The sequence below is a fragment of the Pseudonocardia bannensis genome, from assembly GCF_012911875.1.
In the GTDB taxonomy this organism is placed as follows: domain Bacteria; phylum Actinomycetota; class Actinomycetes; order Mycobacteriales; family Pseudonocardiaceae; genus Pseudonocardia; species Pseudonocardia bannensis.
On the sequence record NZ_JAAXKZ010000078.1, the window covers coordinates 1 to 14,432 of the forward strand.

The following is a 14,432-nucleotide window of genomic DNA, read 5'->3' on the forward strand; positions in this document are numbered from 1 at the left end:
ACCGGGAGGGTCGGCGGCGCCGTCCGGCTTCAGGCGCCGGGGCCCTCCAGCAGCTCCGTGACCAGCGCGGCGATCGGCGAACGCTCCGACCTGGTCAGGGTGACGTGGGCGAACAGCGGGTGCCCCTTCAGCTTCTCGATCACCGCCGCGATCCCGTCGTGCCGGCCGACGCGGAGGTTGTCGCGCTGCGCGACGTCATGGGTGAGCACCACCCGCGACGCCGTGCCGAGCCGGGACAGCACCGTGAGCAGCACGTTGCGCTCCAGCGACTGCGCCTCGTCGACGATCACGAAGCTGTCGTGCAGCGAGCGGCCGCGGATATGGGTCAGCGGCAGCACCTCGAGCATGCCCCGGGCGATCACCTCGTCGATCACGTGCTGGCTGACCAGCGCACCGAGCGTGTCGAAGACGGCCTGGGCCCAGGGCGCCATCTTCTCGCTCTCGCTGCCGGGCAGGTACCCGAGCTCCTGCCCACCGACGGCGTAGAGCGGCCGGAACACGACGATCTTGCGGTGCTGCTGGCGTTCGAGCACTGCCTCCAACCCGGCGCACAACGCCAGCGCGGACTTCCCGGTGCCGGCCCGGCCACCGAGAGAGACGATGCCGACCTCCGGGTCGAGCAACAGGTCGAGCGCGACCCGCTGCTCAGCGGAACGACCGTGTACCCCGAACGCCTCGCGATCACCCCGGATCAGCCGCACCCGCTTGTCGGCCGTGACCCGGCCCAGCGCCGACGACGACCCGGCGAGCAGCCGCAACCCGGTGTTGCAGGGCATCTCCCGGGCCGCGTCGTTGTCGATCACGCCGTCCCGGAAGAGGAGGTCGACGTCGTCCTGCGTGACGTCGAGGTCGGCCATCCCGGTCCAGCCGGAGGAAACGACGTCCTGGCCGTGGTACTCGTCGGCCGACAGACCCACCGCGGCGGCCTTGACCCGCAGCGGCATGTCCTTGGTGACGAGAATGATCTCGCGCGTGCCCGCCGCTTCCGCGCGCAGGTTCAGCGCACAGGCCAGGATCCGGCTGTCGTTGCCGTCGGTCCGAAAGCCGGCCGGCAGCACCATCGGATCGGTGTGGTTCAACTCGACGTGCAGGGTTCCGCCCGCGGTCCCGATCGGGACCGGTGCGTCGAGGCGGCCGTGCTGGATGCGCAGCTCGTCGAGCTGACGCAGCGCCGTGCGCGCGAACCAGCCCAGCTCCGGGTGGTTGCGCTTGCCCTCGAGTTCGGAGATCACCACCAACGGCAGCACCACGTCGTGCTCGTCGAACCGGGTCAGTGACCACGGGTCGGAGAGCAGGACGGAGGTGTCGAGCACGTAGCAGCGGGACGCGGTGTCGGTGCACTCCGAAATGGGGGCGATACGACGATCGGTCACGGATGCTCCCTCGTGGGCGCGGCACCACGCCCACACTCTGGTGGGCCGGCCGACCCTGGAGCGGAACGTCCCGACGGCCTGGAGCTCGCCGCCGAACACGCCCGCGAGGGCCGAGTGCCGGCCCCCTCGGGTGCAAGTGACACCACGACCAGGGCCTCCCCGAGCGATCCGCATCGGGTACGGACCGCCGATGCGAACGCTACCGGCGGTCACCCCCGTGCGGTCAACTGCAACATGGCGTCACCCGTACGTGAACGCCGAAGAATTAACAGAACGGACTACCGCTCGTCGATGATCAGATACCGCCTGTCGTCATGAACGACAGCTGATCAACTCGTCCGGCCGACCGCCATCCGGCCCTGCCGGCACTGCCCCATCCGCGCCGGCGCGTGGGTCCGCCGCGGCCAGCTCCATCCGGACGACCGCAGGCACAAGGGGTTCGTCGAGCAACCGGCGGTAGCGCTGCACCGAGGTGCCGGGCCCAGGGCGCGCCAGCCATCCCCGCAGCAGTGCGAAGCCCTCGACGTAGGCCGTCACGTACGCCCGCCACAGCGGATGCGCGAGAAAGCGCACCATCTGCCGGGCCCGGGGCTCCTCGATCAGCAGCCAGCGTCGCAGGTGGGCCAGCACCTCGTCGCCGGACGCGTGCCGGTCGTGCAGCAGCAGGGCGGCGTCCTGGCGCACCCGCAGCAGGCCGAGCATCGCACGGTCGATCCGCTCGGCCGTCGCACCGTCGGTCCGCAGCCCGGCCTCGGCGAGGACGTCCTCGACCCATCGGCCCCAGCCCGGGCCCACCGCGACCTGCAGGGCGAGGTCGGCCATCCCCTCGGCCATCAGGCGCTGCGGGGTGTTGGTCAGGAAGATGGTCTGCTCGTCCTGCCGGCCACGTTTCACGAGCCCGGCGTCCTTGCGGCAGTGCTCGGTGTGGTGTCCCGGGTAGGACTCGTGCGCCACCAGGTGCGGCAGCTGGGTCATCCGCAGGCGGGCAGCCGCGTTCACCGCGACGTGCGACCGGTAGTTCCCGAGATAGCGCTGCAGCCCGCTCCACGGTCGGTCGGAGACCACCTCGTAGGAGACGGCCTCCGACGGTGGCAGCGGGAAGTGCTCGCGGATCCGGTCCCGGAGCGCACCGGACACCGCCCGGACCGCGACGGCCAGCCGCTCCCGCGGGATCTCGTCACGCCGGCGCCACGCGGCCAGCCGGTCGGCCAGCGCTCCGTTCCCGGGGAGCAGTTGGTCGAGCTCGTCGTGGGCCTGCCGGTACTCGCCCTCGTCACCGGGCACCACCCGCACGTCGAAGCAGGCCGCCAGCTCCGCGACGAAGCCGATCTGCTCCCCGGTCAGCCGACGCGCCGCGCACTCGAGGGCGGTCAGCTGACCGGCCAGGAACCGTTGCCGCCGGGGGGAGAGACGGGCTCCGGGCAGGTCGCGACCCAGCCGGCGGACTGTCTGCAGCAGCCGGACGGGATCCGGGGCGGCTTCGGCCTCGACGTGACGGAGCAGGGCCGCGTCACCGGTGTAGGTGTCGACGAGGCCAGGAACGAGCCGGCCGAGACGCAGACCGACCAACAGATAGTCACGCACCAGCAGGTTCCGCGCCACGGGCGCAACCTACTGCCCGGCCGAGCCCGCGTCCTGGAACGGCGCCGACAAGTCGCTGGTTACGGAGTGTCCTATCAGGAAAAAGTTACGGCTCCGAACGGGTGATTTGAGATCACCAACCGTTAGGTTACCGCGGGTATCTCGGCAGCTCTCGCGAGGAAACTACCCCCGATAGGATGCGTAACTAAACGTAAAGTACTGGACTCACACGATAGTGGTATGGAATTTGGTGTATGGGCTCCGGCTCGATAACTTTTCCTCAGTCGGCGCGGGCTCCCCGGTCGGACGCTGGCAGAGAACGGGATCGGCTGCGGTCGGCCCAGATGACTCAACAGGAGATGAACTGTGCTGAAGAAGGCTGGAATTGTCGTGGCTGCGGCCGCTGCCGGTCTGCTCGCGGTGAGCCCGCTCGCCTTCGCTGGCGACAAGGGTGACAAGGGCGACTGGGGCCACGACCACGGGACCGAGCAGGTGAACAGCCAGAAGGAGCTGCACCAGGGCCTGGTCAACGTCTCGGACAACAACGTCAACGTGCCGGTCCAGGTCTGCAACAACGACGTCCCCGTCGCCGTGTCCGGCGTCGGTGCCGCCGTTGCCGCGCAGAAGGTCGCCACCCCGCTGTCGGGTGCGCTGGGCCTCTTCGGCAACGCCGAGTCGGAGACCGAGAGCGTCATCAAGGACAAGCGCAACTGCGACCAGGACGCGGCCGCCGGCGACGTGCTCCAGCAGAGCAACAACGACTGAGCATCGCACTCTGCAGAAAACGGCGCCGGGCCTCGTGCCCGGCGCCGTTTTTTCGCGTGAACAACGAGCGAGACGCCCTGAGGTGACGCATCCGTTCCAGCCTGCGCCCACCCTTCCGATCGCCGCTTCGATCGGCATCGCGAGAACCCGGTGGAGCCACTGCACCCCAGTTCGACGCGGGATCGACAACACGGCCGGGCGCACGAGAAACGGAGAGCGACGGGCGGTCGGCATCGACGTACGCCGGCCATGATTCCCTCGGACGCATTCCGCTCGGCGCGCCAGAACTACAGTTCACCGCAGCCGCAAATACGCCCGATCGGACGCGTAACTAAACGGTCGGTGCCGTTTCGACACGATAGTGGTACGTGGTTTGGTCGACGGGCCGGATCCCGATACTTTTTCCTCAGCCAGCGTGGGCTCCCCGGTCGGACGCTGGCAATGAACGGGATCGACTGCAGTCGTCCCAGATCACTCAACAGGAGATGAACTGTGCTGAAGAAGGCTGGAATTATCGTGGCTGCCGCCGCCGCTGGTCTGCTCGCGGTGAGCCCGCTCGCCTTCGCTGGCGACGAGACCGAGCAGGTGAACAGCCAGAAGGAGCTGCACCAGGGCCTGGTCAACGTCTCGGACAACAACGTCAACCTGCCGCTGCAGGCCTGCAACAACGACGTCCCTGTCGCCGTTGCCGGCGCCGGTGCGGCCGTTGCCGCGCAGAAGGTCGCGGTTCCGGCTGCTGGCGCCCTGGGCATCCTGGGCGACGCCGAGTCGGAGACCGACAGCGTCATCAAGGACAAGCGCAACTGCGACCAGGACGCGGCCGCCGGCGACGTGCTCGAGCAGAGCAACAACGACTGAGTCTCGGACTCTGACGGAAATGGCGCCGGGCAGAAGCCCGGCGCCATTTCTGTGCGCGCTGACGAGCCAGACGACCGGAGGTTACGCATCGACTCCGGTCAGGAACCGAAACGGCGATGCCGGGCCGCGTAGTCCCGCAGGGCCCGCAGGAAGTCGACGCGGCGGAACTCGGGCCAGTAGGCCTCGCAGAACCAGAACTCCGAATGGGCCGACTGCCAGAGCAGGAAGCCCGAGAGCCGCTGCTCCCCCGAGGTGCGGATGACGAGATCGGGGTCCGGCTGCCCGGAGGTGTAGAGGTGCGCGGCGATGTGGTCGACGTCGAGGACCTCGGCCAGTTCCTCGATGGTCGTTCCCGACTCGGCGTGCTGCAGCAGCAGCTTGCGCACCGCGTCCGCGATCTCTTGCCGGCCGCCGTAACCGACCGCCGCGTTGACCTCGAGCCCCGGGCGCCCCACCGTGCGGGCCGCAGCGGCCGACAGCCGCTGCCCGATGGCCACGGGCAGCAACTCCAGGGCTCCCACCACACGGAGCCGCCAGGGCGCGCCCGGGCTGCTCAACTCGTCGACGACGTCGGCGATGATCTCGAGGAGCGGTTCCAGCTCGTCGGCGGGCCGGTTCAGATTGTCGGTCGACAGCAGGAACAGGGTCACGACCTCGACGCCCGCCTCGCGGCACCACTCGAGCAGATCCTCGATCTTCGCCGCGCCGACCCGGTGCCCGTCGTTGACGTCCACCAACCCCGCGTCCCGCGCCCAGCGGCGGTTCCCGTCGAGCATCAACGCGACATGACGCGGCCGCACCGCACCACTCAGCTGACGGCTGAGCTTGCGCTCGTAGATCGAGTACAGCAGGTCGCGCACGCCCACGGGTGATCAGCGTACGCCGGGCCGCCAACGCCCCCGGGACTCCCACCACCTCACCACCCGACGGGCGCGGGGTTCACCTCCGGGCAACCCGTCGTCGAGGTGCAGTGCCGTAATCTCGGATCGTGACCACGGGGACCCCCGCGGCGCCGTCTGCCGGCCCGCCGCTCGTGAAGCCGCGCATGCGCGGCTGGCTCCACTTCTGGTCGTTCGCAGTGTCGGTGCTCGCGTGCGCCGCCCTCATCTCGGTGTCGGCCTCGCTCGTCGGCGTCAACGCCGCGCTGGCCACGACGGTGTACAGCGTCACGGTCCTGGGACTGTTCGGGGTCAGCTCGCTCTACCACCGGCGCACCTGGACGACGCTGCGCAGCCGGACGATCATGAAGCGGCTCGACCACTCGATGATCTTCCTGTTCATCGCGGGCACCTACACCCCGGTGGCCGTACTGGCCATGGAGCAGGGCACCGCGCGTTGGGTCCTGAGCGTGGTGTGGGCCGGGGCGATCGCCGGCGTCGTGCTGAAGATGGTCTGGCCGATGGCGCCCGCCTGGGTCGGCGTGCCGATCTACATCGCGCTCGGATGGGTCGCGGTGTTCGTGCTCCCCGACCTGCTGGCCAACGCCGGCGTCGCGGCGCTGGTACTGCTGCTCACCGGCGGCCTGCTCTACACCCTCGGCGGGGTCATGTACGCGACGAAGTGGCCCGACCCGTGGCCGCAGACCTTCGGCTACCACGAGTTCTTCCACGCCGCGACCGTGCTCGCCGCGCTGTGCCACCAGATCGCGATCTGGCTGGCCCTGTTCCCGGGCTGATCCCCCGGCGGGCGGTCAGGAGCCCTCTCCCGTCGGACCCTTCGCCCGCAGCTCGTCGACCTTGGCCATCGCTTCGCGCAGATCGCCGAGCCACTCCTCGGCGTGCTCCCCGACCAGGCGAACCGCCCAGGCCAGTGCGTCCGACCGGGACCGCGCCACCCCGGAGCCGACGAGCGTGTCCAGCACGATGCGCTCCGGCTGCCGCAACCGGGTCATCACCGGTACCGAGGCGGTCGTGAACAGCTCGACGGTGTCGCCGATCCGGGCGCCCCAGGCCACCTTGCGCTGGTAGCGGTGCTCGGCCTGGCGGGCGATCTCGATGCGCTCGTCGCGGGTCTGCTCGCGGAACCGGGAGATCCGTCCCGCTGCCGCCGCAGCGCGCTCGGCCCGGCCGGCCTCGGTGTCGGCGTACTCGCCCTCCACCGGCGGGAGCTCCCCCACGATCACGATCTCCTCGCGGTCGATCGTCACCTCGGGTGGACCGGTGAACCAGCCCTCGGGCAACCGTCCCTGCAGCCAGGCGGGCGCGTCCTCGGCTCCCGGCAGATCCGCCTGCTGCCAGCCGCCCCGGCCCGGGCCTCGTCCACCTCGGCCGCCGGGCCCGTGCCATCCGCGGTGCATTCGTCCGGACATCACACCACCTCCGACTGCTGCGTGTCCGATTACGAGATTACACAGCAACGCCAGCACCGGCCACGCCGTCACAACCCCGGACCCGCCCCCGCCCCGCCCGCGAGTCGCGCTCTCCCCGCCCGCGAGTCGCGGTATCCCCGTGCGCGAGTCGCGGTATCGCCGCCCGCGAGTCGGGGTATCGCCGTGCGCGAGTCGCGGTATCGCCGCCCGCGAATCCGCATGCTCCCCCCGACTCGCGCGCCAGGAGAGCCCGACTCGCGCGCAGAAATACCCCGACTCGCGGGGTTACGGGTTACGGCATCAGGCCCAGGAGGGCGGTGACCTCTGCGGGGGTGGTCACCGGGCGGTCGCAGACGAAGCCCCGGCACACGTACGCGGCCGGGCCGCCGTCCACCAGGGGTCGGTCGGCCAGCAGCGGCACACCCGCCGCGTCCGGCTCTCCCGGGACCACCACGGTCCCGCCCGGGGCGACCCGGCGGGCGTGCGCCGACAGCGCCGCGCGCGCCGGGTCGTCGGCCGCTCCCACGACCGCCACCTGCAACGGCCCGGCGATCATCGCCTCCGCGGCCGTCAACCAGTGCCCGGCGAACCGCGGGTGCTTCTCGGCCAGCGTCCCCACCGAACGCAATGCCGCCTCGGCCGCGTCCCGGTAGCGACCGGCCGCCGGCCCCTCGACCAGCACCGATGCCGTCAGCAGCGCGTTGACCAGCGCCGACCCGCCGGCCGGAGTCGCGTTGTCGGTGAGCTCACGCGGCCGATGCAGCAACGCCTCCGCGTCGTCGGCGGTGTCGAAGAAGGTGCCGGGCCGCTCGGGGTCGGCGAAGCGCTCCAGCGCGAGGTCGAGCAGGTCGGTCGCGGCAGGCAACCAGCGCGCCTCCCCGGTCGCCTGATGCAACGCGAGCAGCGCGTCGGCGAGACAGGCGTGGTCCTCCAGCACCCCGGCCGCGGCCCCGACCGCGCCGTCGCGCGAGGAGCGGCGCAGCCGGCCGTCGACCATGTGCAGATCCAGCAGCAGGTCGGCGGCCGCGGCGGCGGCCCAGACCCACTCGGGACGTTCCAGGGCCGCCCCGGCCTCCGCCAGCGCGAGGATCGCCATCCCGTTCCAGGCGGTGATGACCTTGTCGTCCCGCGCGGGCTGCGGGCGCTGGTCCCGGGCCGCGAGCAGCGCGGCCCGCACCTTCTCCCAACGGCCGGCGTCATCGGGGTCGGCGAGCAACTGCAGCGTCGACGACCCGTGCTCGAAGGTCCCCGCCCCGGTCACCTCGAGCAACCGCGCGGCCCAGGCGCCGTCGTCGGCCCCGAGCACCTCGCGCAGCTGCTCCGGCGTCCAGGCGTAGGTCAGCCCCTCGACGCCGTCGGTGTCCGCATCCAGCGCGGAGGCGAAACCCCCCTCGGGAGTGCGCAGGTCGCGCAACAGGAACTCGGCGGTCTGCTCAGCGACCCGGGTCGCGAGCGCGGAACCGGTGCGCCGGGCCAGGTGGCCGTACACCCGCAGCAGCTGCGCGTTGTCGTAGAGCATCTTCTCGAAGTGCGGCACCACCCACCCGGCGTCGACGCTGTAGCGGGCGAAACCGCCGGCCAGCTGGTCGTAGATGCCGCCGCGGGCCATCCGCTCGCAGGTGTGCTCGACGAGCCCGAGCGCCTGGGCCGACCCGGTGCGTTCATGGTGGCGGAGCAGGAACTCCAGTGCCATCGACGGCGGGAACTTCGGCGCCCCGCCGAACCCGCCGGATCGGGGGTCGAAACCCTCGGCGAGGGTGGCCGCCGCCCGGTCCAGCGCCGCGGCGTCCACCCCGGCCGGCGGCAGCGTAGCGGCGGCGCCGTCGGCGAGCCGGGCGGCGATCTGGCCGGCCGAGCTGCGCACCCGTTCACCGTCCTCGCGCCAGGCCTTCGTCACGGCGTCGAGCAGCTGGCGGAACGCGGGCATCCCGTGCCGCGGGGTCGGCGGGTAGTAGGTGCCGCAGTGGAACGGCTCCCCGACCGGAGTGAGGAAACAGGTCATCGGCCAACCGCCCTGGCCGGTCATCGCCTGCGTGGCCGCCATGTAGACGGCGTCGATGTCCGGCCGCTCCTCGCGGTCGACCTTGATCGGCACGTAGTCGGCGTTGACCTGCTCGGCGGTGGCGGGGTCCTCGAACGACTCGTGCGCCATCACGTGGCACCAGTGACAGGCGGCGTAGCCGACCGAGAGCAGGATGGGGACATCCCGCCGCTGGGCCTCGGCGAAGGCCTCCTCGGACCACTCCCACCAGTCGATGGGGTTGTCGGCGTGCTGGAGCAGGTACGGGCTGGTGGCCGCAGCGAGCCGGTTGGGCATGACGCCCAGCCTGTCAGTCCTTGCCGCTCCCGGCACTCCCGGTGTCCGGGTCGGCGTCCGGTTCGGTGCGCTCGCCGGACTGCTCGTCGAAGGACGCCGGCACCTTGCGCAGATGCTTGCTCATCGAGCGGATCAGCACCACGGTGGCCAGCGCCAGCAGGATGATCACGACCAATGCGATCGGAGACGACTTCCCGAACTCCTCGCCCTGCCCCGGCGGGGGTTCCGGGTTCTGGACCGGCACGGCGACGGCGGCGAGGACCTCACTCAGGTCTGGCACCGCGCCCAGCTCGACCAGCACCGCGGCCACGTTCCGCACCTCCGGAATCGTTCACGTCATCGCCGGCGGCACCGGGCCGCTCGGCCACGGGCGCCGGTTCGCGTCCGTATACGGACAACGTACGCACCGTCCGCCACGGCCCGTCCGGCAGGCCGCGGCGGGCGCGGGCTCAGCCCGCGCGCAGTACGTCGGCCGGCTGGGTGAGGCCCGCGAACAGATCGTCCTCCGGTATCGAGCTGTCCACCAGGGACCGCACCAGCTCGTAGTCCTCCGTCGGCCACACCTCGCGCTGGATCTCCGGTGGGATGAAGAACCAGCGGCTGGTCGGGTCGATCTGGGTGGCGTGGGCCTTGAGCGCCTCGTCCCGAACCGCGAACCACTCGTCACACCGGACCTTCGTGGTGACCCGGGTGGCCGAGTCGGGCCGGTCTGCGGGCCAGTTGGCCAGCCACTCCGCATACGGCGACTCCAGGCCGCGGGCCAGCAGCGCCTCGTGGAAGGCCACGACCCGGGCGCGGGAGAACCCGTGCGAGTAGTACAGCTTCAGCGGCTGCCACGGGTCGCCCGTGCCGGGGTAACGGTCCGGATCGCCCGCCGCATCGAAGGCCGCCACCGAGATCTCGTGGCAGCGGATGTGGTCGGGGTGCGGGTAACCGCCGTTCTCGTCGTAGGTGACGATCACGTGCGGACGGAACTCGCGGACGACGGCCACCAGCGCCGCGGTGCCCTCGTCGAGGTCGGAGAGCGCGAAACAGCCCTCGGGCAGCGGAGGCAGGGGGTCGCCCTCGGGCAGCCCGGAGTCGACGAACCCGAGCCATCGGTGCTGCACACCGAGGATCTCGGCGGCGCGGGCCATCTCCGCGCGCCGCACGCCGGGGATGTCGGCCAGGACCTCGGGCCGGTCCATGGCCGGGTTGAGGATGCTGCCGCGCTCGCCGCCCGTGCACGTCACGACCATGACCTCGTGTCCCTCGGAGACGTAGCGCGCGGTGGTGGCGGCGCCCTTGCTCGACTCGTCGTCGGGGTGAGCGTGCACGGTCATCAGCCGGAACGCCGGCGACCCGTCCGGGCGGATCGGGTCCACGTGTGTCGGATCGGGAGGGGTCATGGGTCGACCGCGGTCCTTCCGGTTCGTCGTCAGCCGGCCCGCCGGGATGTCCAGCGGGCCGGGCGCTCGTCGTCAGCACAGATCGTTCCAGAGCGCCCGGACATTTCGCCTGCCGACGGTTGCCAACGCCACGTCCCCCCGGGATCTTCCCGGCAGGGTGGCCGGTCGCGCCGGACGATCGACTCGTCACCCAGCGCGACATCGACGGCCACCGGGCGGGCCCCGCTACTGGCCGGCGGTACCCCGGCACGCGATCTCCGGCTCGTGGCCCGGGTGCCGCCGTCCGTCCCACCCGTGCTGACTCCGTTCGGGCGTGCCACGACGCGCCGAGACGATCCCCGGCCCTGCTCCTCCGACCCACAAAGGCCGCTCTACCAGCACGGATACTGCGTCCGGGAACCTTCCGGGCTCAGCGACCGTTTGTCGAATGAGCGCGACGAGCGGCTGACAGCGTGTTACCGTGAAGTGCACACGGCCCGCCCGCGGGTCGTGTTTTTCCTTACTCGGGGCTATGCCGCTCGCAACAGGACCACCTGTGCCGCGGGCAACCGGTTCGTGGTCCGCGGACCTGGACGGCTGGAGGAGTGATGACCGTGACGGACACTCAGGTGACCTGGTTGACCCAGGAGGCCTACGACCGGCTCAAGCACGAGTTGGACGAGCTGATCGCGAACCGCCCCGTCATCGCTGCCGAGATCAACGCCCGTCGCGAGGAGGGCGACCTCAAGGAGAACGGCGGCTACCACGCCGCGCGCGAGGAGCAGGGCCAGCAGGAGGCGCGCATCCGCCAGCTCCAGGAGCTGCTGCGCACCGCACAGGTCGGCACCGCCCCGACCGACTCCGACGTCGCCGCCCCCGGGATGGTGCTGACGGTCCGCTACGACGACGAGGACACCGAGCAGGTGCTGCTGGGCTCCCGCGAGGAGGGCAGCCACGGTGACCTGCAGGTGGTCTCCCCCAACTCGCCGCTCGGTGCCGCGCTGCTCGGCGCGCGGGTCGGCGAGACGCGCGAGTACCAGCTGCCCGACGGCGGCAGCATGAAGGTCTCCCTGGTCTCCGCGGAGCCCTTCCGGGGCTGAGCCCGGCGCACGAGGTTCACCACACGGGCGCACCGGCCACGTCGAACACGGCGTGGCCGGCCGCTCGCAGTGCCTCGACGAGCTCCGCGCAGTGCTCCGGGCCGCGGGTCTCCATGCTCAGGGCGACGTCCACGTCGCCCAGCGGTAGCGCCCCGGAGATGCGCGAGTGCTCGATGTCCAGGACGTTCGCACCCAGCGAGCCGATCAGCGCGAGCAGCTCGGCGAGGGCGCCCGGGCGGTCGCCCACCCGCACCCGCAGCGACAGGTAACGGGAGGCCGCCGCCATGCCGTGCTGGATGACGTGCAGCAGGACGAGCGGGTCGACGTTGCCGCCGGACAGCACCGCCACGGCGGGGGTCCCGAACCGGTCCGGCTGCTCCAGCAACGCGGCCACCCCGGCCGCCCCGGCGGGCTCGACCAGCAGCTTCGCTCGCTCCAGGCAGTGCAACAGGGCTCGCGACAGGGCGTCCTCACCAACCGTCACGAACTCGTCGACAAGGGCTTCGACCTGCGGGTAGGTGACGTCACCGGGCCGCCCGACGGCGATCCCGTCGGCGATCGTGCGCATGGCCTCCAGCGGCCGCGGCCCGCCCGACATCAGTGAGCCGGGCCAGGCCGCGGCCCCCTCGGCCTGCACCCCGACGACGCGCACGTCCGGCCGCTGCGCCTTCACCGCCGCGGCCACCCCGCCGAGCAGCCCGCCGCCCCCGGTCGGGACGAGCACGGTCCGCACATCGGGGATCTGCTCGACGATCTCGCACCCGACCGTGCCCTGCCCGGCGATGATGTCGGGGTGGTCGAACGGGTGGACCAGGACCGACCCGGTGCGCTCGGCGAACTCGGTCGCCGCCGCGATGCTGCCCTCGATCGTCTCGCCGACCAGGTGGACGGTCGCGCCGTAGCCGCGGGTCGCGTCGACCTTGGGCAAGGCCGCCCGCTCCGGCATGAACACCGTCGCGGGGATGCCCAGCAGCCGGGCGGCCAGCGCGACGCCCTGCGCATGATTGCCCGCGCTCGCGGCCACGACCCCGGTAGCGCGCTCCCGTTCACCGAGGCGCTGGATCCGGGTATAGGCACCGCGGATCTTGAACGACCCGGTGCGCTGCAGGTTCTCGCACTTGAACCACACCGGCCCGCCGGCTAGTTCGCTCAGCGCCCGGGAGTGGGTCACCGGGGTGGGCCGGATGACGTCGGCGAGGAGGTCCCGGGCAGCCCGGATGTCGTCGAGCCCGACCGGGGCGTCGGGCGACCGTCCGGGGCCCGGTTCGGCAACGGCCATCCCGGCATCCTGCCATCGTCGCCGGTAGCCTCTCGGGTGGGAGTTCCGGGAGGTCTCATGACACGGCTGCGGGCGGTCGTCCCGCTGCTGGGCGCTGCCGTGCTCGCGGTGATCGCGGTCGTGACCGTGCGCGAGGCGGGCTGCGACGACCCGGGTCGCTACGTGCTCCGCGGCGGCGGTTACGAGCTGGTCGGCGGCTGCATCGCGCCGGGTGACATCGTGCTCCCCGAGCCGCCGGCGACGCCGCCGCCCGACTCCACGGCCGGCGACGTGCCGGCCCGCAGCTGACGCCCTGCCGTCCTCCGGCGCTCCGTCAGCTCGCGGCGGCGTCGAGGGCCTGGCGCAGATCCTCGACCAGATCGTCGACGTCCTCGATGCCGACCGACAGCCGGACCAGAGAGTCGGGCACCTCGAGCGCCGACCCGGCGACCGACGCGTGGGTCATCTGGCCCGGGTGCTCGATGAGCGACTCGACGCCGCCGAGCGACTCGGCGAGGGTGAAGATCCGGGTGGCGGCGCAGACCCGCAGCGCGGCCTCCCGCCCGCCGGCCACCAGGAACGACACCATGCCGCCGAACCGGCGCATCTGCTTCGCGGCGACCTCGTGGCCGGGGTGCTCGGCCAGGCCCGGGTAGAGCACCTTCTCCACCCGCGGGTGCGCGGTGAGCATCTGGGCGACCAGTTCCGCGTTGTCGCTGTGCCGTTCCATCCGCACCGCGAGCGTCTTGGCTCCGCGCAGGGTCAGCCACGCGTCGAACGGGCCGGGCACCGCGCCGACCGCGTTCTGCAGGAAGCGCAGCTGCTCGGCGAGCGCGTCGTCGCCGGTGACGAGCGCGCCGCCGACGACGTCGGAGTGCCCGCCGATGTACTTGGTGGTGGAGTGCAGCACCACGTCGGCACCGAGCGCGAGCGGGGTCTGCAGGTACGGCGAGGCGAAGGTGTTGTCGACGACCAGCCGGGCGCCGGCGGAGCGCGCCACGTCGGCGAGCGCGGCGATGTCGGCGATGCCGAGCAGCGGGTTGGTCGGCGTCTCGCACCAGATCAGCTTCGTGCGGCCCGGTCGGATCGCGGCGCGCAGCGCGTCGAGATCGGCCAGGTCGACGGGCGTGTACTCGACGCCCCAACCGGTCAGCACCTTGTCGACCAGCCGGAACGTGCCGCCGTACGCGTCGTGCGGGATCACCAGGTGGTCACCCGGGCGCACCGTCGCGCGCAGCAGGGTGTCCGAGGCCGCCATCCCGGAGGCGAACGCGACGGCGTGCCGGCCGCCCTCGAGAGCGGCCAGGCACTCCTGCAGCGCCGTCCGGGTCGGGTTCCCGGTCCGTGAGTACTCGTAGCCGCCGCGGGTCCCGCCCACGCCGTCCTGGGCGAACGTCGAGGTGGCGTGAATCGGGACGATCACGGAACCGGTCGTCGGATCCGGCTCCTGGCCGGCGTGGATCGCTCTGGTGGAGAAGCCGCGCATGCCGCAGACGCTACGCGCC

At 71.7% G+C, this 14,432-nt stretch carries 14 protein-coding genes; 5 read left to right on the forward strand and 9 right to left on the reverse strand.

All coding sequences use genetic code 11. From position 1 onward, the window contains the following. Nucleotides 1-29 precede the first annotated feature (29 nt). Nucleotides 30-1,373, reverse strand: a complete 1,344-nt coding sequence (phoH2, locus tag HF519_RS19285) for an RNA 5'-3' helicase PhoH2 (protein ID WP_169414377.1) — start codon at nucleotides 1,371-1,373, stop codon at nucleotides 30-32. Between the two features lie 312 nt (nucleotides 1,374-1,685). Further along, a complete protein-coding gene (locus tag HF519_RS19290) occupies nucleotides 1,686-2,975 on the reverse strand; it encodes an amino acid adenylation domain-containing protein (RefSeq protein WP_312860210.1) in 1,290 nt (429 codons plus the stop codon). A 345-nt stretch (nucleotides 2,976-3,320) separates the two neighbouring features. Here HF519_RS19290 and HF519_RS19295 point away from each other — a divergent pair, with 345 nt between their 5' ends. Both HF519_RS19295 and HF519_RS19300 read left to right on the forward strand, forming a co-directional pair. After that, nucleotides 3,321-3,719 carry a hypothetical protein gene (locus HF519_RS19295; protein WP_169414378.1) on the forward strand — a complete coding sequence of 133 codons (399 nt, stop codon included), beginning with the start codon at nucleotides 3,321-3,323 and terminating at the stop codon, nucleotides 3,717-3,719. Nucleotides 3,720-4,211: 492 nt separating this feature from the next. Continuing rightward, nucleotides 4,212-4,577, forward strand: coding sequence for a hypothetical protein (locus HF519_RS19300; protein WP_169414379.1), 366 nt, complete (start codon nucleotides 4,212-4,214; stop codon nucleotides 4,575-4,577). A 98-nt stretch (nucleotides 4,578-4,675) separates the two neighbouring features. On the opposite strand, the gene HF519_RS19305 is transcribed toward HF519_RS19300, so the two are convergent. Then, nucleotides 4,676-5,437, reverse strand: coding sequence for an isoprenyl transferase (locus HF519_RS19305; RefSeq protein WP_312860213.1), 762 nt, complete (start codon nucleotides 5,435-5,437; stop codon nucleotides 4,676-4,678). A gap of 185 nt (nucleotides 5,438-5,622) precedes the next feature. Here HF519_RS19305 and trhA point away from each other — a divergent pair, with 185 nt between their 5' ends. After that, a complete protein-coding gene (trhA, locus tag HF519_RS19310; RefSeq protein WP_169414396.1) occupies nucleotides 5,623-6,252 on the forward strand; it encodes a PAQR family membrane homeostasis protein TrhA in 630 nt (209 codons plus the stop codon). Between the two features lie 15 nt (nucleotides 6,253-6,267). Here trhA and abmR read toward each other — a convergent pair whose 3' ends face one another. From abmR to mca, 4 genes are all read right to left on the reverse strand, one after another. Beyond that, nucleotides 6,268-6,873, reverse strand: a complete 606-nt coding sequence (abmR, locus tag HF519_RS19315; protein ID WP_169414397.1) for an ATP-binding transcription factor AbmR — start codon at nucleotides 6,871-6,873, stop codon at nucleotides 6,268-6,270. A gap of 304 nt (nucleotides 6,874-7,177) precedes the next feature. Further along, nucleotides 7,178-9,202, reverse strand: a complete 2,025-nt coding sequence (locus tag HF519_RS19320) for a thioredoxin domain-containing protein (RefSeq protein WP_169414381.1) — start codon at nucleotides 9,200-9,202, stop codon at nucleotides 7,178-7,180. A gap of 13 nt (nucleotides 9,203-9,215) precedes the next feature. Beyond that, complete coding sequence (locus HF519_RS19325; RefSeq protein WP_211170264.1) at nucleotides 9,216-9,521, reverse strand: hypothetical protein; 306 nt, start codon at nucleotides 9,519-9,521, stop codon at nucleotides 9,216-9,218. A gap of 130 nt (nucleotides 9,522-9,651) precedes the next feature. Beyond that, complete coding sequence (mca, locus tag HF519_RS19330) at nucleotides 9,652-10,590, reverse strand: mycothiol conjugate amidase Mca (protein ID WP_169414383.1); 939 nt, start codon at nucleotides 10,588-10,590, stop codon at nucleotides 9,652-9,654. 593 nt (nucleotides 10,591-11,183) lie between these two features. Between mca and greA the strand changes: the two genes are divergently transcribed. Next, entirely contained in the window at nucleotides 11,184-11,669 is a 486-nt protein-coding gene (gene greA / locus HF519_RS19335) for a transcription elongation factor GreA (protein WP_312860211.1), read from the forward strand. 16 nt (nucleotides 11,670-11,685) lie between these two features. On the opposite strand, the gene ilvA is transcribed toward greA, so the two are convergent. Beyond that, on the reverse strand, nucleotides 11,686-12,948 hold the full coding sequence (gene ilvA, locus HF519_RS19340) for a threonine ammonia-lyase (protein WP_169414385.1): 1,263 nt from the start codon (nucleotides 12,946-12,948) through the stop codon (nucleotides 11,686-11,688). A gap of 57 nt (nucleotides 12,949-13,005) precedes the next feature. On the opposite strand from ilvA, the gene HF519_RS19345 reads away from it, so the two are divergent. After that, on the forward strand, nucleotides 13,006-13,236 hold the full coding sequence (locus HF519_RS19345; RefSeq protein ID WP_169414386.1) for a hypothetical protein: 231 nt from the start codon (nucleotides 13,006-13,008) through the stop codon (nucleotides 13,234-13,236). A 25-nt stretch (nucleotides 13,237-13,261) separates the two neighbouring features. On the opposite strand, the gene HF519_RS19350 is transcribed toward HF519_RS19345, so the two are convergent. After that, nucleotides 13,262-14,413 carry a cystathionine gamma-synthase gene (locus HF519_RS19350; protein WP_169414398.1) on the reverse strand — a complete coding sequence of 384 codons (1,152 nt, stop codon included), beginning with the start codon at nucleotides 14,411-14,413 and terminating at the stop codon, nucleotides 13,262-13,264. Between the last annotated feature and the right edge of the window lie 19 nt (nucleotides 14,414-14,432).